The 20,881-nt window shown below is 50.0% G+C and carries 15 protein-coding genes; 12 read left to right on the top strand and 3 right to left on the bottom strand.

The genetic code is table 11. The features are described from left to right. The first annotated feature begins 84 nt into the window (after window positions 1–84). Both trxA and CMN55_RS08505 read left to right on the top strand, forming a co-directional pair. Complete coding sequence (gene trxA / locus CMN55_RS08510; RefSeq protein ID WP_293949359.1) at window positions 85–405, top strand: thioredoxin TrxA; 321 nt, start codon at window positions 85–87, stop codon at window positions 403–405. A 74-nt stretch (window positions 406–479) separates the two neighbouring features. Continuing rightward, the gene (locus CMN55_RS08505) at window positions 480–1,373 is read left to right on the top strand and encodes an alpha/beta fold hydrolase (protein WP_293949358.1); all 894 of its coding nucleotides are present in this window, start codon (window positions 480–482) and stop codon (window positions 1,371–1,373) included. Between the two features lie 11 nt (window positions 1,374–1,384). Here CMN55_RS08505 and CMN55_RS17165 read toward each other — a convergent pair whose 3' ends face one another. Beyond that, the gene (locus CMN55_RS17165) at window positions 1,385–2,878 is read right to left on the bottom strand and encodes an AMP nucleosidase (protein WP_366931995.1); all 1,494 of its coding nucleotides are present in this window, start codon (window positions 2,876–2,878) and stop codon (window positions 1,385–1,387) included. A gap of 112 nt (window positions 2,879–2,990) precedes the next feature. On the opposite strand from CMN55_RS17165, the gene CMN55_RS08500 reads away from it, so the two are divergent. Further along, entirely contained in the window at window positions 2,991–3,965 is a 975-nt protein-coding gene (locus CMN55_RS08500; protein ID WP_293949357.1) for a tRNA dihydrouridine synthase, read from the top strand. A gap of 32 nt (window positions 3,966–3,997) precedes the next feature. Here CMN55_RS08500 and CMN55_RS08495 read toward each other — a convergent pair whose 3' ends face one another. Then, window positions 3,998–4,393 (bottom strand): VanZ family protein, encoded by a 396-nt coding sequence (locus CMN55_RS08495; RefSeq protein ID WP_293949356.1) that lies wholly within the window; start codon window positions 4,391–4,393, stop codon window positions 3,998–4,000. A gap of 180 nt (window positions 4,394–4,573) precedes the next feature. On the opposite strand from CMN55_RS08495, the gene CMN55_RS08490 reads away from it, so the two are divergent. The 9 genes from CMN55_RS08490 to CMN55_RS08450 all read left to right on the top strand — a co-directional run bounded on the left by CMN55_RS08490 (window position 4,574) and on the right by CMN55_RS08450 (window position 17,411). After that, entirely contained in the window at window positions 4,574–6,046 is a 1,473-nt protein-coding gene (locus CMN55_RS08490; protein WP_293949355.1) for an undecaprenyl-phosphate glucose phosphotransferase, read from the top strand. Window positions 6,047–6,345: 299 nt separating this feature from the next. After that, window positions 6,346–7,983 (top strand): XrtA system polysaccharide chain length determinant, encoded by a 1,638-nt coding sequence (locus CMN55_RS08485; RefSeq protein ID WP_293949354.1) that lies wholly within the window; start codon window positions 6,346–6,348, stop codon window positions 7,981–7,983. An 11-nt stretch (window positions 7,984–7,994) separates the two neighbouring features. Next, the gene (locus tag CMN55_RS08480; protein WP_293949353.1) at window positions 7,995–8,810 is read left to right on the top strand and encodes a CpsD/CapB family tyrosine-protein kinase; all 816 of its coding nucleotides are present in this window, start codon (window positions 7,995–7,997) and stop codon (window positions 8,808–8,810) included. A gap of 70 nt (window positions 8,811–8,880) precedes the next feature. Then, window positions 8,881–10,422, top strand: coding sequence for a VPLPA-CTERM-specific exosortase XrtD (gene xrtD / locus CMN55_RS08475; protein ID WP_293949352.1), 1,542 nt, complete (start codon window positions 8,881–8,883; stop codon window positions 10,420–10,422). Window positions 10,423–10,453: 31 nt separating this feature from the next. Next, the gene (locus CMN55_RS08470) at window positions 10,454–11,770 is read left to right on the top strand and encodes a polysaccharide pyruvyl transferase family protein (protein ID WP_366931994.1); all 1,317 of its coding nucleotides are present in this window, start codon (window positions 10,454–10,456) and stop codon (window positions 11,768–11,770) included. Between the two features lie 22 nt (window positions 11,771–11,792). Beyond that, entirely contained in the window at window positions 11,793–13,238 is a 1,446-nt protein-coding gene (locus CMN55_RS08465) for an oligosaccharide flippase family protein (protein ID WP_293949351.1), read from the top strand. A gap of 314 nt (window positions 13,239–13,552) precedes the next feature. Continuing rightward, window positions 13,553–14,728: a Coenzyme F420 hydrogenase/dehydrogenase, beta subunit C-terminal domain gene (locus CMN55_RS08460; protein WP_293949350.1), complete on the top strand. Its 1,176-nt coding sequence runs from the start codon at window positions 13,553–13,555 to the stop codon at window positions 14,726–14,728. 98 nt (window positions 14,729–14,826) lie between these two features. Beyond that, a complete protein-coding gene (locus CMN55_RS08455) occupies window positions 14,827–16,449 on the top strand; it encodes a hypothetical protein (RefSeq protein ID WP_293949349.1) in 1,623 nt (540 codons plus the stop codon). Window positions 16,450–16,463: 14 nt separating this feature from the next. Next, window positions 16,464–17,411 carry a glycosyltransferase family 2 protein gene (locus CMN55_RS08450; RefSeq protein ID WP_293949348.1) on the top strand — a complete coding sequence of 316 codons (948 nt, stop codon included), beginning with the start codon at window positions 16,464–16,466 and terminating at the stop codon, window positions 17,409–17,411. A gap of 114 nt (window positions 17,412–17,525) precedes the next feature. On the opposite strand, the gene CMN55_RS08445 is transcribed toward CMN55_RS08450, so the two are convergent. After that, entirely contained in the window at window positions 17,526–20,738 is a 3,213-nt protein-coding gene (locus CMN55_RS08445; protein WP_293949347.1) for a VCBS domain-containing protein, read from the bottom strand. Between the last annotated feature and the right edge of the window lie 143 nt (window positions 20,739–20,881).

Below are 20,881 nucleotides of genomic sequence, written 5' to 3'. Positions count from 1 at the left end.
CGATATGTGATACGTACATTCTTGAGTAAGGAGTTTCCGTTGGGGAGCAGGAGGCTCAGAAATTTTGCCTGAAAGAGGATAATTATGAGCACTACAAAAGTCACCGACACTTCCTTCAAGGAAGATGTCCTGGAAAGTTCTGGCCTTGTTCTGGTCGATTTCTGGGCGGAATGGTGCGGTCCCTGCAAACAGATCGCCCCGGCGCTTGACCAGATTGCCGAGGAAATGAATGGCAGCCTGAAGGTTGCGAAAATCAATATTGATGAAAATCCGCAAACGCCGACGAAATATGGCGTCCGCGGTATTCCGACGCTGATGCTGTTCAAGGATGGACAGATTGCGGCGACGAAAGTCGGCGCCTCGCCGAAAAGCGCAATTGAGGAATGGATCAAATCCGCCGGTTGACGGGGGGATGATCTCCGGGAAAAATGAAAGCGGGCCTTCGGGCCCGCTTTTTTATTCGCTGAAGGACCTGATAGATGACGAAGCTGATCTGCAACGGTATTTCCCTTGAATATGAGATGTTTGGGGAGACCGGCAATCCGGCGGTTATCCTGATTGCGGGTCTCGGCTTTCAGCTGATCGACTGGCCCACCGCCTTTTGTAAGGCCATTGCGGAAAAAGGTTTCCGTGTTATCCGGTTTGATAACCGGGACATCGGCCTGTCCCAGAAAATGGAGCAGACGGGCCTNCCCGANATGNCGNGNATCCTGCAACAGTTGCAGATGACGCAGGCGCCNANNGTTCCCTATCATTTAAGCGACATGGCGGCGGATGTCGCNGGGCTGATGGANGCCTTGCATATTGAACGNGCGCATATCGCCGGNATGTCCATGGGNGGGATGATTGCGCAGCTTATGNCGATTTTTTATCCGGAAAAACTNTNNTCTCTCACCTCTATCATGTCATCCAGCGGCAANCGTCATCTGCCGCCGCCNACNCCNGCNGCNACATCNGTNCTGATGTCCGCCCCGGCCAGCCAGAATGAGGATGATGTGGTNGCCTTCGGCCTGCAGGTGAATGATGTGATCGGCAGCCCGGGNTTTCGCTGGGACCGGAAGGCGCTGGAGNCGCATATCCGCGCCTGTTTCCGGCGCAGCTATAGCCCGAGCGGTTATATGCGGCAATATGCGGCGGTGCTGGCCTCNAANCCGCGGGTNTCGGANCTTCCCCATGTCACNGCNCCGACGCTGGTTATNCATGGAAAGGATGATCCGCTGGTNCCTTNTGCGGCGGGGGAAGATACGGCGCGGCTTATCCCNGGCGCGCGGCTGGAGNTGGTGGACGGAATGGGACATGATCTGTCGCCTGCGCTGTGCGATCATCTTGCGGGCATTNTTATCCCNCATCTTGTNGCCAACCGGACCGGCTGATNGGATCGCNCCTANCGGAAGGCGGGNTCGTCAAAACTNCTNAGTTTGCGGGAATGCAGGCTTTCCACNCCCTGATGGCGGAGATGTTGCAGTGTATCAATGCCGATATGCAGATGCTTGGCCGTCCGGTCCTGATAGAATTTGTTGGCCATGCCGGGCANTTTNATTTCCCCATGGACCGGNTTGTCNGAAACGCAGAGAAGNGTGCCNTAGGGNACNCGGAAGCGGAAGCCGTTGGCGGCAATGGTCGCNCTTTCCATATCNACGGCGATGGCGCGGCTCTGGTTGAANCGGATGGCGAGTTCCCGGTGTCGTAACTCCCAATCCCGGTCNTCNGTCGTATAAACCGTNCCGGTGCGGAAATATTCCTTNATNNCNGCGCCTTTTGNCGGGNTNNCCTCCGNCCGNGCNACGGCTTCNGTCAATGCCACCTGGATTTCCGCAATGGCGGGCAGCGGNACAGAGGGGTGAATATCTTCATCCAAGACATGATCTTCACGCACATAGGCATGGGCAAGNACGAAATCACCAAGCCGCTGGCTGTGNCGNAGGCCNCCNCAATGNCCCACCATNAGCCAGCAATGCGGCCGGAGAACGGCGATATGGTCNGTGATTGTCTTGGCGTTGGACGGNCCGACNCCGATGTTGACCAGTGTGATGCCCATATGTTTGTCCGCCACCAGATGATAGGCCGGCATCTGCGGCAGATGGGCGGGNGCCTGGCCGGTGGGCGGGGNATCGGTGAGGCGGGGGTTGGGNGTCACGACATTGCCCGGCTCCACAAAGGCNCTGTATGCCGTTCCTTCCGTCACCTGCTTCTTGCCATAGTCGATGAATTCATCCACATAGCGCTGATAGTTGGTGAACAGNACAAACCGCTGNAAATGNTTCGGGATGGTGCCGGTGTAATGGAACAGCCTGGCAAGGGAATAATCCACTCTCTCNGCNGTGAAAAGCGCCAGCGGNCGNGGNAGNCCGTCAACGGGAACATAGGTGCCGTTGGCNATGCTGTCATTGATATTGCCCAGTTCCGGCATGGTGAAAATGGATTGCAGGGCGGGCATGTCATCGGCGGANACNCNGGCGGAGGCNGCTTCGATCACAAAAGGCAGCGGCATCGCNCGATCGCTNAANCCGACATAGACGGGACGTTGATGATTGCCGATNATCAGNCGAATCTGCTCCTTCAGATAGCTTTCAAACAGTTCCGGNTGCGTCANNGTNGTNCCGAANGTGCCCGCNGCATCAATNTTGCCATANGCGCGCTTGCCGGANCNACGGATATCNGTNTTTTCCACNGTCAGNCCGAGATAGGGATAGAAACCGGCCTCGGCGGGGCTTGTCTTGTCTCCGGCCTCAAATTCNGAGAAACGCCGTTTTACTTTTTTGGCGTTTTCCGCGTATAGAGTTCTGATGCGCTCATATGCCGCNGTTTCATCGGTGAATTCCTGAAGGTCCGTGACATTTCCATGAGGGCCGGTNAGGCCATTCAGCAAATCACTCATTTTCTGCTTTCCTTTGCGTTGAACTGCCCCTATGACAGCTCGTATCTTTCACTCTCTGGAGAGNCCTGATTCTAGCATTAAACGCAAGCAGGGAAAACAAGGGAAACAACCGGTGGCGACCCTGACGCTGGCCCCGATGGAAGGGGTTGTCGATGTCTATATGCGGGATATGCTGACACGGATCGGCGGATTCGACCTGTGCGTGAGCGAGTTTGTGCGGGTTAGTCAGCAGCGTTATCCGGCCTCCGTTTTTTATCATCTTTGTCCGGAACTCAAAAATGGCGGCAGGACGCCCGCAGGTGTGCCCGTGCATGTACAGATCATGGGCGGGGAAGCCGGGGTGATGGCGGACAATGCCGCTTTTGCTGCGGAACTCGGCGCTCCGGGCATTGATATCAATTTCGGCTGCCCGGCGAAAACGGTTAATCGGCATGACGCCGGGGCAACATTGTTGCAATGGCCGGATAGGCTCTATGAGATTGTCTCGAAGGTGCGCCGTGCCGTGCCGGAATGCGTCCCGGTCAGCGCCAAAATGCGGCTTGGTTTTGCGGATAAGTCGCTGGCTCTTGAAAATGCTCTTGCGGTGGAGGCGGCGGGTGCCGGAAAACTCACCATTCATGCCCGTACAAAAATGGAAGGATATCGCCCGCCCGCCCATTGGGAATATCTGCGCCCGATCCGGGAGCGGCTATGTATTCCGGTTGTCGCCAATGGAGAAATCTGGACAGTGGCCGATTATGAAAAATGCCGGGAGATAAGCGGCTGTGATGATGTGATGGTTGGGCGCGGGGTGATTGCCCGCCCCGGGCTAGGCGGCGAGATCATGGCATCCCGGAAGGGATCAATTCACAGTCCGGCCTTCGGGTGGCCGGAAATTGTCACCCTGATCGGGGAGTATCGACAATTAATTACCGGAATGGGGAATCCGCCGCGTGAGGCCGGGCGTCTCAAGCAATGGACTAAACTGCTGGGCCGGACCTATCCGGCGGCGACGGATCTGTTTATGGCAATCCGCCGTTTTGACGACCCCCGTGATATCATGGCTGTCGTCAAAAAAATGGAACAAAGGGCGATGGCGGCGGCATAATGGGCGAAAAATGGATTCTCTGCGGCTGAAACTCAGTTTCGCGGAGACAGTCGCCGCCGCAATCTGCGGCGCAGCAGAAATGTCATCATGCCCATACCGGCGAGGATTCCGGACATATTTGCCACAATATCCAAAACTTCAAAATCACGGCCCGTTAAAGGCTGGAGAAATTCAATGGTAATGCTTAACATGAGGCTGATCAGGCATAATATGAAACGTTCCGGCCAGTTTCGCCCGGCATGACATGCGATGAGGGCGAGAATGGCATAAGCCGTGAAGTGGCGTATTTTGTCATTAACAAGACCTGCAAGGGAAGGCTCATTCCCTGGGGGGAGCAAGGATAGTATTGTCAGGGCGATCATGCCGATGACCCATAAATAAAAGGCAATATGGGACGTGGTGCGAAGTTTATTTTTTATAACGAACATTTGAATTTACGATTACCGCGCAATTTTAGGAAAAATTAACGATAACATTGTACCTTACCAACAAGTCATTTTTGGTTTGTAGTATTTTTTTCAGGTACCAGTCCAGACCGGGTTTCGCCGATAAATTCCCGAGCGAGAATTGAGGTTCCATGACTGAATACCTGATTTTGGAGAATTTCGGTGAACAAGATATCTGAAAGCGGATTGAAAGATAAACATATCACCGTGAAAGAGATATCCCATCAAGGCAATGGATATCCGCTCTCGTCACGTGTTTTATCCCGTATTTTCAGTGTTCTTGATGTTTTCTGGCTGCTTGTTGCAGGGATTGTAACCCATTACATTGTCATCGGCAGCAACCTGTTCATGAATGAGAAATATCTGTATGCGGTCGTGCTTGCGGCAGTTTTTCTTCATTTCATCGGTCGTTATGCCCGGATCTATTCCTTTTCCACATTGCTGGCGCCGCTGACAAACCTGCCCAATCTGGCAATTGTCTGCCTGACGACCTTCATGCTTCTGCTGGCGGTCGGCTTTTCGCTCAAAGTTTCCGATGATTACTCACGCATCTGGATGTACAGCTTTGGTTTATCATGCTTCATGGTGATTGTGAGTTACCGGCTTGTCGCTTTCTTTATTATAAATTATCTGGCAGAGCGCGGTGTTTGCACCCGTAAAATCGTGGTTCTGGGGGGCGGCAAGCAGACGGAGCAGCTCCTCCGTCAACTTGATCGTGAGAAGCCATCCGTGAATAAGGTTGTCGGAATATTTGATGATCGTATCGGTCGTGTTGGACCAACGGTTGGCGGATATCCGCTGCTTGGCAATCTTGAAGCGCTGATTCGCTTTGTGCGGAAACATCATGTAGACGACATCATTGTCGCGCTTCCCTGGAATGCGGATGAACGACAGCTCGAAATTGTGAGCCGCCTTCGCGAACTGCCGGCGCATGTGCATCTTGTCTCCGATCTGGTGGGGTTTCGTTTCCCCCATCGGCCTTCGCCGAACCATTTCGGCGGCCTGCCGATGATCGAAGTCGTCAATTCGCCGCTTTCCGGCTTTAAGATTGTTATCAAAGCGTTGGAGGATCGTATCCTTGGCGGGCTTGCGTTGCTCTTATTTTCTCCAATCCTTATTCTGGTGGCACTTGCCATCAGGCTGGAAAGCAAGGGGCCAGTTTTATTCAAGCAGAAGCGCTACGGTTATAACAACCAGATTTTCGAAATCTATAAATTTCGCTCCATGTATCACAATGGAGAGATTTCGAAGAAAACCGTCCAGGCATCAAAACATGATCCGCGAATAACCCGCGTCGGCAAATTTATCCGCCGCACCAGCCTGGACGAACTGCCACAGCTTTTCAATGTGGTGAATGGCACCATGTCGCTGGTTGGTCCAAGACCTCATGCCATTGACCATAATGAAGAATATTCGGCTCTGATTGATGGGTATTTCGCCCGGCACAAGGTTAAGCCCGGAATTACAGGCTGGGCGCAGGTCAAAGGCTATCGCGGGGAAACAGATACCCTTGAAAAGATGGAAGCCCGCGTTAACTACGACACTTACTATGTTGAAAACTGGTCACTGTTTTTTGATCTTCAGATACTGGTAATGACTGTATTTGTTGGTTTTGTGAATAAAAACGCCTATTGATCCTAAAATGGTCCGATAGAAAGTTCTGGGCCTGTGATAAATGAGAGTTATTTTATAGATTTTTTCTTGTGTCTACCCGGTTTTGGGCGCCAATGGCGGATTGGAAAAATAAAATTTTAGGCAATGTTGCCAATTTATATCGGTTTCCAACCTTTCCTTAACCCTTTGGGCATAAGAAGGACATAATGATCTTTGTTAATCAATGTCGATGGATGTAAAATATTAACCATAATCATGCGCGATCGCGCGGGAAAATATTTTATGAATGCTGATTGATTTGAACGATTTGAGCGGTGAATATGAGTCAGGAATTTAGCTTAAACCAAGAAGAAGCCTCGCCGATTAATTTCGAGCGAATACTTTCCGCAGCCAAAAGGCGGTTTCTGTTTTTTCTGATTCCGTTTATTCTGGTCTTGGCGGGGAGTGTTGCGCTGGCAATGCTTCTTCCAGCGAAATATTCTTCTTGGGGTACGGTCCTTGTTGAAACCCAGCAGATTTCTCCGGATCTGGTTGAATCGACCATTACAACTGATCCGGATCAGCGCATCCGAATGATCCAGCAGCGGGTGATGACGCGCGAAAACCTGCTAAAAGTTATTGATAAATATAATGTCTATGGCGAAGATCGGAAAGTTCTGACGGTTTCGGATCTTGTCGGCAAAATGCAAGACGAGATCGGGATCGAAGTGATTACATCTTCTTTCAGCGGAAACCGCAGAGAAGAAACGACCATTGCTTTTACTGTTGGATTCAATCATCAAAACCCGCAAATCGCAACCGATGTGGCCAATGAGCTGGTTACGCTTTTCTTAAGCGAGAATGTTCGCACCCGCACTGAACGCGCCACTGAGGCAACCGCATTTCTTGCCGAGGAAGCCAACAAAGTTCGGCGTCAGCTGGCCCAGGTCGAAAATGAACTTGTTGTCTACAAACAGAAGTATGGGAATGCACTTCCGGAGCACCTCGGATTGCGTCAGGACATGCTGGATCGATCAGAAACTGAAATTCGGGATCTCCGCCGTGACCTTCGGACGCTTGAAGAAGAAAAGCGTTATCTGGAGATTGAGCTGACCTCCGCGCGATCCGGGCTGACCGCCAGCACAGGAGGACAGTCGGAGCTGGCTAGAAATCTATCCAGTCTTAAAGATCAGCTGCTGGAGGCCTCGACGCGGTTGACGGATAATCATCCGACGATAATTGCTCTTAAAAAACGGATTTCTGCTCTGGAACAGCAGGTCGAAGAGGAAACCCGGCAGGCCATGGCAAGTGCTGCGCAAGGGTCCTCGGCAGGTAATGCTTATAATCCTGTCGTTGAGAGATTGCAGATCCGTATTGCGGGAACGGATGACCGGATCCAGGCAATCCGTAATCAAATTGCCGCGACGTCCAAAAAAGTCGCAGAACTGGAAGCCATAATTATTGAGATTCCTCAGGTTGAGCGGGGGCTGGCGGGTCTAAACCGGACTTATGAAGACTTGCTGAATAAGTTGAATGATCTTGAATCCAGACAGGCTCAGGCTCAGCTATCCCAGAATCTTGAAGAAGGGAAAAAGGCAGAACGCTTCGTCTTGCTGGAGCCGCCAATCGTTCCGACAGATCCCTATTCACCAAATCGCAAAAAAATCCTTGGTGTGGGGGCAATGTTCGGAATTGCGCTGGGAATTGCCTGTGTATTTCTGATTGAACTTCTGGACCGCCGCATTCACAGCGCGTCTGAACTGGAGGCCGTGCTCAAACACCCGCCAATCGTTTCCATTCCATATATTCAGACAAAAATGGAAACCTCACGCCAGAGAATGAAAATTATTCTCTATCTATTGTCGGTTGTTGTCTTGTTTGCTGTACTGCTTGTTCTGGTTCATTTCTTCTATCGGCCCCTGGATGAGATTTTCTACCAGCTTTGGGTCTCCTTTGACAGACTCTTGTTGCAATTCTAAAGGGGGTAACCTTGGAACGTATTAAAGAAGCCATCGCGAAGGCACGGGAAAAACAGGACGGTGCTTTCTCCGGTCGTGAAAATACGACCAGAAAGGCCCTGAAAAGTGCCGAGGTGGTCGAGGGTCCGATCGTCTATAAGGAAACGCGTGTTGTCGATCTGGATCCGGCGCATCTCGAAGATCACCGGATTATTACAATGGATACGGAAGATCCGAATTCCATCAGCTTCGATATTTTGAGAACGCAAATTCTGGCGAAGATGGAGGCGAATGGCTGGAAAACACTGGCGATAACGTCGCCGACCCCGGCCTGTGGCAAGACAGTTGTTGCGATCAACCTGGCTCTCAGTATCGCCAAGCAGACGGATTATACGGCGCTTCTGGTTGATTTCGATTTACGCCGCCCGCAGGTGGCGTCCTATCTGGGATTGCCCAGAGAATACGATCTGGCCGACTATCTGGACGGTAAAATTGAACTGAATGATGCATTGGTCAATCCGGGTGTTCCGCGGTTTGTTGTGCTGCCAAACCGCCGTCCGGTAAAGAATTCCACAGAAATATTGACGTCCCGCAAGGTAAAGGCCCTGGTGGCGGAACTGCGCGACAGATATGAAAAGCGCATCTGCATTTTCGATCTGCCACCCCTCAAATCGACCGATGATGCCATTGCCTTCCTGCCTCAGGCGGATTGCGTATTGATGGTGGTTGCCAGCGGCGAAACCAAGCCGGGCGAGGTCAAGGATTGCCGCCGTCAGCTTCAATCGAGCAACCTTTTAGGGGTCGTTCTGAACAAGTCTACCGAAGTGGCAAAGACATATTATTATTGAGCCCCGGGGATGTGTGACCCGGTTGAGGTCCGCCTCGAAGGAGTGCAGGCAAGACGGGGTGAGAGGGCGAATGGAACTGGCTTTGCAACGGATTGAGCGGACGCGGCTTTTGCTGCCAGTTCTTCTCTGTCTGCTTTTCCTGCTGTATATCCCCGATGGCGCGCTTTTATGGGGCGCCTGGGTGAATGTCGAGGAATTCAGTCACGGTCCGCTGATGCTCGCGGTGGCGCTGTATCTTCTTTGGGCCCGGCGTTCATTGCTCGACTCTTTTGATACAAGGGGAAACTGGGTCGGGCTTGTCTTTTGCGGTATTGCTGGGGCGGTCTATGCCCTTGCTATCAAGGCGGGGATTGAAAATCTCAGGCACCTCAGCCTGTTCCTCATGATTCTCGGGCTTTTTGTTATATTTGGCGGCATAACCTATGGCCGTTATGTTTTGCCCTCCCTCGTTCTCCTGCCATTTGTTGTGCCTCCACCGGCGTTTCTGAATGCCAATCTGACCTATGGTTTGCAGCTTCTGTCGACAGATATGAGCGTCGGTATGCTGCGCTTTGCCGGTCTTTCGGTGTTTCAGGATGGAAATATCATCGACATGGGAAATATCAAGCTCGCCGTAGTCGAGGCCTGCGCCGGGCTTCGCTATCTTTATCCGATGATTGGTCTCGGTGTTCTGCTGGCGATGATTTTTGATATTCCGCTCTGGAAAAGGGCGCTGTTCGTTGTGTTGGCCGCCATTGTGTCCGTGATTATGAACAGTGTGCGGATTTTTTTGACCGGCGCCTTTGCCGAATGGACGGATACCGCCATTTCAGATGGTTTTTTTCATTTATTCGAAGGATGGGTTTTCTTTCTTTTCTCATTCATTGTAATGCTGGGGGTCTGCTATCTGACGCTGAACCGCAAAGAAAAGGCAACGATTGGCGGTGGGGTGTTGAAGGTTTCCGCCCCAAGGGAATTGCAACCGGAAAAGCCGACAAGATGGGCGCCGATCATTGGCGCCATGATATTTTTTGCACTTCTGGTGCCGGGGGTTCTGATGATCCGGAATATCGAGCCGGAGATTCCCGAGCGCCGCGCCTTCAACAGCTTTCCATTGAAAATTGATAATATGATTGCGGAAGAGGATGTCCTGCCCGGTGTTGAGCAGACAATCCTCAATATGAGTGATTATTTTCTTGGTCACTACCGCGAGGCAAATGCGGCCCCTGTCACCCTGTTTGTCGCGTATTATGATCAGCAGTCGGCGGGCAGTACACCGCATTCGCCGCGGGTCTGTATTCCATCGGGTGGCTGGGAAATAGAAGAGCTTTCCGAAATCACGCTGATGAATGGCCAGACAACAGTGCCAGCCAATCGTGTCATGGTCACGCATGGCGAAAACAGGCTGCTTGTTTATTACTGGTTCAAGCAGCGCGGAAAGTATATAGCCAACGAATATGCGGCAAAGTTCAACCTTTTGTGGGGGAGCCTGTCGTCGGAACGAACCGATGGGGCGTTGATCCGCCTTACGATGCCGGTGGATGCCTCGACATCAGCCGCGGCGGCGGATGCGAAGCTTACAGAGTTCGCTCGGGAATTGTTTACCGTGCTTCCGGCATATGTGCCGGACTAGAGTTGATTGGTTGAAGAGTGGATAACGTGTAATGTCGGATATGAAGTCTGTGATCAGAATCGGCCTGTTCGGAGCGGCTCCCGATACGTCGAATATGGGGGTTTCCGCATTATTTGCGTCAACCGTTGAGGGAATAACCCGCTTTCTTCCCAATGCGCGCTTTTCCGTTTTTGACAATGAGCTCGGAAAACGAACGAAGACTCATCATTTTTCAGAAGGTAACCATATCGAGGTTGAGCATATCGGTCTGCGGGGCGGGCATCGGTATTATCTGCAGGAAAATCTTACGACTATTTCCTTGTTCTCTCACTTCGGTGGATTGGGGGCGATGTTCAATTCGGTTATTCGGGACATTGATCATTTCGATGTGATGCTGGATATTTCCGGGGGGGACAGCTTCAGTGACATATATGGCGTAAAACGGTTTATGAGCGTTGTTCGCCCGAAACTGATTGCCCTGAAACGACAGGTCCCGCTCATTCTGCTGCCACAGACATATGGTCCCTATAACGATCCGAAACTCGGAGAATTGGCAAACCAGGCCGTGCGGGGGGCGGATATGGCCTGGGCCCGTGATCCGAACAGTTTTGAAATTCTGAAAACCATGCTGGGTGAGAATTTTGATCCCGAAAAACATAAAAGCGGTGTCGATTTCGCCTTTTCTCTTGGTGCAAGAAGTGCGGAAGATCTGATTGATGCGCCGCTTGCCCGGCTGATCTCCGAAAGGGATGCGAATACACCTGTTGTCGGCCTTAATGTCAGCGGCCTTATTTACAACGATCCGCAGGCGGCCACGTCGCAATATGGTTTCAAGGCGGACTACAAGGAAATCATTCATGGCTTCAGTAACTGGCTCTTGACCGAAACCGGAGCGAAACTGGTCCTGATCCCTCATGTCATGAGTCATCCCCTGTATACGGAATCCGACTTTGCCGCCTGCGAGAAGGTTGCGGCCAGCCTCCCGGATGAATATCAGGAGCGTGTATTTGTATCGCCCAATTCACTGGACCAGAATCAGGTCAAATGGCTGATCTCGAAAATGGACTGGTTCTGTGGCACAAGGATGCATTCCACCATCGCAGCGCTTTCCCGCGGCGTGCCAACAGCAGCCATTGCCTATAGCGACAAGACAAAGGGCGTGTTCGAAACATGCGGGCAGGGGAGCGAGGTCTACGATCCACGAGTATTGGAAACACAGGCGTTAGTAGAGGGGCTGATCGGTTCATTCTCACATCGCGGAAAAGTTGAAGCGGGTTTGACTGCAGCTCTTCCCAAAATTATTGGCCGTGCAGACGATCAACTGCACATGATTGCAGACAAGATCAAACTCCTTTCTTCTGAGCAATGACATTAAAATCGGAAGCATTTAAATGCAGCTAAACCAGTTCATCAAAGGCGGCATGTTGCTTTCGTTGGGAAGCGCTATTGGGGCGCTTTGTACATTTGGCCGCAATATTGTGATAACCCGCCTCATTAGCGTTGAAGATTATGGTATTGCAGCAACCTTTGGGATAACCATGGCATTGATTCAGATGTCAACGGGGCTGGGGGTTGACAGGCTGATTGTTCAAGCAACTGATGGAAACGAGCCCCGTCTCCAGGCAACGGCGCAAGCCTTTAATATATTGCGTGGTGTAATTCTGGCGCTGGTTCTTTATGCGGTTGCCAGCCCTGTGGCCCACCTGTTCAATCTGCCAGAGGTCGTTTGGGCTTTTCAGTGGCTTGCAGTTTTGCCACTGATAACGGGCTTTGTCCATATGGATTCAGCGCGGTTCCAGCGGACGATGCGCTTCGCCCCTCTTGTGGTCATTGAAAGCGTTCCGCAGGTCATTGCCCTTATCGTTTCTGTGCCTTTGGCTCTTTATTTTAAAGATTACCGGGTAATGCTCTGGATTATTACGATCCAAGCAGTGACGACGGTTATTCTCTCATTCGTTTTTGCCGAACGCCGCTTTTCGATAAGACTGAATAAAGTCTATTTGAATAGAATATTCTCGTTTGGATGGCCTTTAATGCTGAATGGGCTGCTCATGTTCGGCATTTTTCAGGCAGACCGCGGCATTGTTGGCATTGCCTATAGTATGGAGGACCTTGGTTGGTTTAGTGCGGCATTTACTCTCACTTTGTTTCCTACGATAATTTTTATGAGAACCGCACAGAATCTGATGACGCCGATGATTTCCAGACATCAGAACGATACGGCTCAACTTGAACTGAGTGCGGTTGCCTCGATCAAGGCATTTTTGATATTGGGAATGTTGATCTGTGTCGGCCTAGGCCTTGGAGGCCCTTCTCTTTCGGTCGTTCTCTTCGGTGAAAAGTATCTGGCAGGAGCCTATATCATTCCCTGGTTGGCGTTGATGCAGGGTATAAGAATGATTAAGGCAGGACCAACGACTGTGGCGATCGCTTGCGGAATGACCAAATTACCGCTTTATTCGAATATGGTTCGCAGCCTTGCTATCCCTCTTGCTTTGTTCTCGGTTTGGAAAGGGTGGGGTGTTTTCGGGATAGTCATGAGTGGTATAGCGGGGGAGGTTCTCTCTTTTATGTGTTTTATGTATTTGCTTCGCCGTATAACTAAAGTCGACTTTTCACGCCTCTATTTATTCTATTTTATCATTGCATTGCTTATAGCCGTCGCCCTGTTGGTCTCTATGGAATTTGTAACGGCCTTGAATCCGGTTCTGGAAATATTGGGAGCATGCCTTTTCTCTCTTTTCGCTCTGTTTCTATCCTTGGTTTTTGCGAGAGATCTTATCAACTGGGTAAGAACATCAGATCGAAACCATGACGCCGATTCTGCTACAAGCTAATCTTGTAAAATCTTCTCGCAAAATGTTGGGTTGGCCATTGTTTTGGCTATTTTATCTTTACTTTAACAAAGCTGTCGTAGCTTTAATCTTCTCGGACGAAGTGTATTGCTATGGCAATGGCGTTTATCGGGACGATGCGCAGGTATATATATTACCGATAAATATGGGTTGTCTTATAAAGACTGAAATGCTCGATGATGACATGCAGGGATTAAATTGTGAGTAAGCGTATAACCCAAATAACAGATGTGACCCAAAATCAGCTTTGTACAGGATGCGGTGTCTGCGCATATCTTGAACCAGACAGATTTCAGATGGGCGATGCCCTGGAACTGGGACGCCGACCCTTTGTCCGTGAACGGACTGTAGATGAAACAGGAAAGGCCTTAAATGCGTGCCCGGGCGCCAGCTTGATGCATGATTTTGATGTCGAGGATCCCGCCATAAACAAGGAACTGGTAGATGGCTGGGGGCCGGTCCTTGATGTCTGGGAAGGGTATTCGACAGACGGAGAAATCCGTAACGGCGGCTCGAGTGGCGGCGCGGCCACAACTCTCGCCTTGTTCGGATTGGAGCAGAAGGGCTATGCCGGAATTCTGCATATCGCGGCCCGTGAAGACCATGCTTATCTTAATGAAACAGTGATGAGTAAGAGCCGGGCTGAAGCAACAGCAAGAACAGGTTCACGCTACGCCCCGGCAAGTCCCTGTGACGGTCTTGATATGATTGTGCAGGAAGAGGCGCCGTCCGCGTTTATTGGGAAGCCTTGCGATGTGGCGGCAGTTCAAAAGGCCCGCAAAAGTGACCCTGAATTGGATAGTAAAATCGGGATTACCATAGCATTTTTCTGTGCTGGCGCTCCTTCTTTAAAAGGCAATCTTGAATTGCTTAAAAAGATGGGTGTCAAAGACCCGGAAAAGCTCAAATCCTTGCGGTACCGCGGTAATGGCTGGCCGGGAATGTGGACGGCAACCTATCTGGATGAGACAGGCCAGGAAAAGTCCGCTCAAATGACCTATGCGGAATCATGGGGGTTTTTGCAAAAATATCGTCAGTGGCGCTGTTATATCTGTCCTGATCACACAGGTGAGTTTGCAGATATTTCTGTAGGGGATCCATGGTACCGTCCGATTGAAGAAGGGGAGCCTGGGAAATCCCTGATTGTTGCCAGAACAGAAAAGGGGCGCCAATATATTCTGGAAGCGGCAGAGGCGGGTTATATATTACTTGAAAATCATGACGCGTCGCTGTTTCCAAGGTCGCAACCAAACCTTCTTGGCACGCGAGGAAGCGTCTGGGCACGTTTGCTTATGCTTCGTTTGTTTGGTGCGGCAATTCCAAAGTATACTGGCTTCAAGATGGCAAAATTCTGGTGGAGCTATCTTGGTTTGAATGAAAAGCGAAGCTCGATAACCGGAACAGTCCGCCGAATATTCAGAAAGCGCCTTAACAGGCGGATTAAAGTTGAGAGATGGACCCCGCCAATGTGAAATTAAGTAAATGCGGATGATAGAAACTATAACCTAATATGACGGGAAATTCCCCAACAGGAAAGGATGACATGGGTCGACCCCCGATAGCAGACAGCATGATAAAAAGAATGTGTTCTGGACGCTTCATCGGACTGATGATGTATATCATGGCGTGCAGCATATATTTGACTGCTGAAATCGCAAGGGCGGAGCCGACAGGTCGGGATGCGCAGGTAATTGCGCACTGGAATGTTGTGCCTTTTCAGGCAATTGATGCCCCCTTCAATGTTGGAGTTGTTGCATTTCATATTAATGGCATTGATCGGGTAGAGTTTCAGATCAATGGAGGAGAAATCCGTAATATAACGGAGATGTCTCATAATCCACGTACGGGAACCAATGAGTATTGGACGACTGTTGACCCAACGGATGTTGGCGAAATTGACCCTAAACAGCCATTGATCGAAATCCGTGCGACCGCTTTTCCAAAGAATGCGGGTATTGAGCGTGAACTCCCTCCTATGGCACTGAACGTGAAAGCCACTGACGGTCGCCAGGATGCGATAGTCTGGGTATCTGGAGATGGTGATGATGTTCGGGGCGATGGTTCGGAGAGCAAGCCTTTTCGTCAGCCGGCCCGTGCACTGCGGTTGTTGAAAGAGGTTGAAAATCGCCGCAATGATGCTGTCTTCGGGACGATTTATCTGAAAAAAGGTAACTATGTCTGGGGGTCTGCGGGGGAGCCCTCTCCAATGGCCGATACGCGATGGGTAAATATATCCGCAGCACCCGATGTTAAACCGGATGATGTGATGTTTATGAGCACCGAGGGAGGGCGCTTCCAGCCATTATTGCTTAAAATTACGGGCGCCAGTTTTGAATCAATCTCTATCACCCCATCGAAAAACAAAGTCAGCCAATTATGGCTCGATAAATCCAATATATATGGCTCTGGACCATGGGAGGGAGAGGCTTTTTACCATGGATCGAACTGGAATGGCCTCTATTTTACTAATGTTTTCATCTCCGATTTTGTCAACGGCGCGACTCACCTCACGCTTGCACGTAATGTCACCGTGTCCAATATTGGCTCGGACGCTTTCAGCGGCACCCGCCTGGTTGTTAACAGCGATGTAAACGGTATTGATCGCGGAGAAACGCAATTTCATCCGGACGTTTACCAGATTTACTGCGGGCGCAAGTCATTGGAGAACTTTATTGTCTATGGCCTTGTTGCGCGGGATGCAGAGGCACAGGGGATTTTCTCCGGGGGATGTTCTTCTCTCGACAATGTTGCCGTGGTCAATGCTCTTCTTATCCGGCCGCTTTTATCAAATCAGCCACTACTGTCACAATGGAATGTTAAATCGAACCATCTTATTTTTTCCGGTATCACGATGCCGAATTCGACCTTTCTCTGGCGTAATAACGATGTTCGCAATGTTTTGATTGAAGGATCTGTTTTCTACAGATTGAGTACGACTTTCAAAGGCTATGGTTTTGAAGAAGGCGCCATTAGTTTACGGCATAATCATATAATTGACACGCGAGGCACCGGAATGCGTGTTGATGGGATCGATATTACAACGGGAGATGCCGGGTTTGCTGACGATGACAGGGGGGATTTTCGGCCGGTGCCGGGATCGCCGTTACGTAACCGCAATAGTAATCCTTTCAGTAAAGTGGATGCGCTGGCCCAGCCGAGAAAAGTACCGTCATCCATTGGAGCTCTTGAGTAGCGAAAGAGAGAATAGTGACAAATCCAGAAGTTTCCATAATTATCATTAGCTATAATACACGAGATTTGACACTCGACTGTATAAGGTCGGTTTTCGAGCAGACACGGGCCGTTTCTTTTGAGCTGATTGTGCTTGATAATGCGTCCAATGACGGTTCCGCGGCTGCTATTGCCGACGAGTTCCCGGATATTCATCTTATCGCTTCCCAGGATAATGTCGGCTTTGCCAATGGTAATAATCTGGCAATCGAACAGGCGATGGGGGATTTTGTTCTATTGCTAAACCCTGACACGGTGGTACTCGATCATGCAATCGAGAGGATTGTAGAATTTGCAAAATCCAACCCGGATGCTGGTGTCTGGGGCGGCCGGACATTATTTGGAGACCGCAGTTTGAATCCGACCTCCTGCTGGCATCGGATGACGGTTTGGTCTCTCTTCTGTTATGTTACGGGGTTGAGCGGTATTTTCCCGTCCAGCGCCCTGTTCAACACCGAAGGGTACGGCGGCTGGCCGCGGAATACAGAACGTGAGGTAGATATTGTAACCGGTTGCTTTCTGCTAATTAAAAGAGACTTATGGAATGATCTCGGTGGTTTTGACCGCCGGTTTTTCATGTATGGGGAGGATGCAGATCTTTGTCTGCGGGCAAAAAATAAGGGAGCCCGGCCAATAATGACGCCGACGGCGACGATTGTTCACTACGGTGGACAGTCGGAAAAAGTCGTTGCAGATAAGATGATACGGCTTTTGACAGCGAAGGTAACCTTGATGCAGCAGCATTGGTCTCCTGTTGCAAAGATTTTTGGCTATATTCTGTTTTACAGTTTACCCTTGAGCAAGATCCTGACGCATTGGCTTTACTCAACTCTGCTACGTCGGAAAGACCGGAAAACCAATGCCGATACTTGGAAGGAAATTTGGTCTCGGCGAAAGATATGGCTGGCTGGTTTTGAGTCTTAGCGCCGACAGCATTATCTAATTACGCAACAAAAAGCCCCTTATGATTTTTCATAAGGGGCTTTTTTAGCATCCGTAATTAATCAAGCTCACCGAATGGGTGAGCTTGATTATCATTTAGACGAGGAAATCGCTATTATCCAGCTCGTTTACCCCTAGAAGCTGTACTTCCATATCAATCACAAAGTCGCCATCCAGATCTACAGATAGCACTTTAGAGTTATTGTCGAAAGAATAGTCGAAGTTATCGGTCGCCAGTCCTTCGAATGAGAGAATGTCGCCCTCAGCTGAATTAAAGTCAGTAATGACATCTCTGTTCCCGGCACCGATGCCCGAGTCATCTAGGTCAGAGAAGACAAACGTGTCAGCGGCTTTGCCACCCGTTAGCTTATCAGCTCCATTACCACCGACTAAAATGTCGTCGCCGTCAAATCCGAACAGCTCATCGTTACCGTCAAATCCGAAGATTGCATCTACTGCCGATGTTCCTTCGATATAGTCATTGCCGCCTGTAGCGATGTCCCAGAGGTCATCGATAGAGTTTGTCGACAGATCGGCAAATGCTGTTGAAAAAAGGTCTGTAATGCTATTTGCGGCAGAAAGCAGATTGATATCTACACCCACGTTAAAGCGGGAACCCGTCTCGAAATCATCAGCATCAACGGATCGGATCGTTAGATTGCTGTTAAACAGCTCACTGTATGAATAGGCGGGGTTGCTACCCACATTCCATGGCGGTGAATCAATGTAAGCAACAATATTGCCGTTGTCCGAGACGCTGCTATTCTCGATATAGTATGAGTTGGATATGTTGTTCTCGATAACACCGTTGGTTACGCCATTAACCTGAATCCAGACAATATATCCAGACGCGCTATCGGGTGGTGAAACGACAGTGTTTTCTGAGATTTCAAGGCCGTCAGTGATTCCAACCGTAATGCCATGCCAACCGGACTGATAAATAATGTTGTTGGTAATGGCAACATTCTCCATTGGCAGAGCGGCGGTGGATGTCATGAAGATGGCTTGTGCATCGTAGCCATTACCTTGAACCATAAGGTTGTTGCTGATGGTAATGTCCGTATTCGCCTGGAGCCCTGTTGTTGCATAGAACTGAACATAATCAGAATGGTCTCCCTCCACGTGATAGAAATCTTTAAAGGAGTTTCCATCGATCATGACATTTTGGACGCCGGTGAAGGTAGCACCATCCGTCCGCAGATCATGGAATTCATTACCGGTGACCGTCAATCCATTTGAATCACGGAAATGTGCGCCTGTGTGTAGGTTCTTGAACTCGTTATCTTCAACAGTGACGTCTTCCGATGCGGTTACCCTGATGCCGTAGAAACCGTTATACATTGCACCGTCAACATCGTTTCCAAATGTGTTGTTAGAAACAACAATGTCGGAACTGTTGTTGATTGAGAACATATTTTCTCCCCATGCGGCGGAGGCCGCATCGTAGGAGCTGATCTCAAGATTATCGAAAACCATATTCGAAGAATTGTTGACGGTGATCGATTCAAAATGTGCAGGGTTGTTCGGGTTAGCCGATGTAATGGTAACGGGTGACGAGAAGTTATAACCGTTCAGGTTGATCGTGTTGTACTCGCCCGGCGCGAGAACAATCGTGTAGCCTGCAACATCACCGGAAAGTGCCTGAAGAAGCTCTGCTGTTGTGCTGACCTGGATTTGCCCGGCCGACGGAGATCCGCCGCCATTGCCGCCGCCGTTATTGTTTGAGCCGCCCGTATTGCTTCCCGGTTCGTCCCGCCCGTTAACATTTACAACCACTTCTGCGGTCGTCCCGTCGATAGTTTTAACGGTAAAGGTCTCAGTTACCGTGTCGCCAGTGTCGAGCCAGTCCAGATCATCTGATTCGGTCAGCGTATAAGTCCAATTGCCCTTTTCATCAATGACAAACTCACCATAATCTCCATCCATGGTCGCTTCCTGGAAGCCGCCTTCCCCAGGATCCGGATCGGTTGCCGTCAGTTTGCCGCTGCTTGTCAGATCAACATCTTCAGTTACTTCACCAGTGTGGACCCCCGAAATGGTTGCTTCACTATTTCCGCCATCGGAGTTATCCGGATCAGTTGTATTTCCATTGTCCGGCTCTGGGTCGGTGGGAGTTTTGGAGCCTGTTTCATTACCCTGCTCCTGAACGGATTGCATGCGTTCGGCAATACTGTCATTGGAATCGATCGAAACGGCTTTGTCCAAGATGGTAACGTCAGCGATTTGTCCATCGAGAGCACTCCCCCAGGGCGTTCCGCCGGTCGTGACATCCCAGTACTTGGCATTTTCAATCATAATGCCTTCGCTGGAACCTGTATAAATCTCGTTCCCGTCGAAATAGACTTTCAACGTCCCATTGTCCGCATCGACAATGACCTGAACATCATGCCAGCCAGTCTCGGTAACGACATCCTTGAATGTTAGTTTCGAAAATTGGCCGCTTTCCGTATTGAGCTGGACGATCAGATCATCATTCTGCATATAAAGCGCATATTGCATATGATTGTTTACAAGATACTGACGTCCGCCAGACAAATCGTTCAAGCTGAACGTGACCCCGATGGTCATGTTCGTCATTGAAAAATATTCTGCGCTCCGACCGAGGTTTTGATAACTACTGCCGAATTGAGAGGCGGCAGACTCCAGAATTTCGACGTCAGGCTTATTCGTGTCTGTTGGAGGGGTGACATCCGGCTGATCGATATCTTCTTCTGGAGTTTCATCCGGTGTATCGGTTGAATCATCCGGAACCGACACATAAGCATCGTTCTTGATATTTTCCATGCGTTCAACAAGGCTGTCATCAGGATCAATCGTCACGGCATGATCCAGAACGGTGACATTTGCAATTTGACCGTTCAGCTCGCTCCCCCATGGCGTTCCTCCAGCGGTTACATCCCAATAAGAGGCGTTTCCAACCACATAATCGGCGCCGGAACCAGAATAGACTTCTTTGCCATCAAGCCATACTTCCAGGGTTTCTGCCTCATCGTCCAGGATAACCTGAACATCATGCCAGCCGGCGTCAGTGATGACATCCTTGAGAGTAATCTGCGGGAAAGAACCATTTTCTGTATTGAGCCGAACAACGAGATCGTCATTATGGACATAGAGAGCGGTTTGAAGGTGATTGTTATATATGTACTGTCGGCCGCCGGTAAGATCATTCAAACTGAATGTGGCGCTGAGAGTCATGCTCGTCATCGAAAAATATTTATCACCCCGACCGAGGTTCTGGGTGCCGGAACCGAACGCGCTTGCTTCAGTCTCCAAGTTTTCGAGGTCGGATTGTGTTAGTTCAATTGCCATTTTTTATGTGCTCCAAGCATCACATAGTGATATCGTTTAAATCATATAAACGGAAATAATTTAAGATCGGGTTACAAATTGCCGATAATTTTATTCTATTTTTTTTCGCTGGATATTTGCTGAAATTTTTTACCTCAGCAGCT

Source organism: Sneathiella sp. (assembly GCF_002694385.1).
GTDB lineage: Bacteria > Pseudomonadota > Alphaproteobacteria > Sneathiellales > Sneathiellaceae > Sneathiella.
This window is presented reverse-complemented; position numbering and strand designations above follow the sequence as displayed.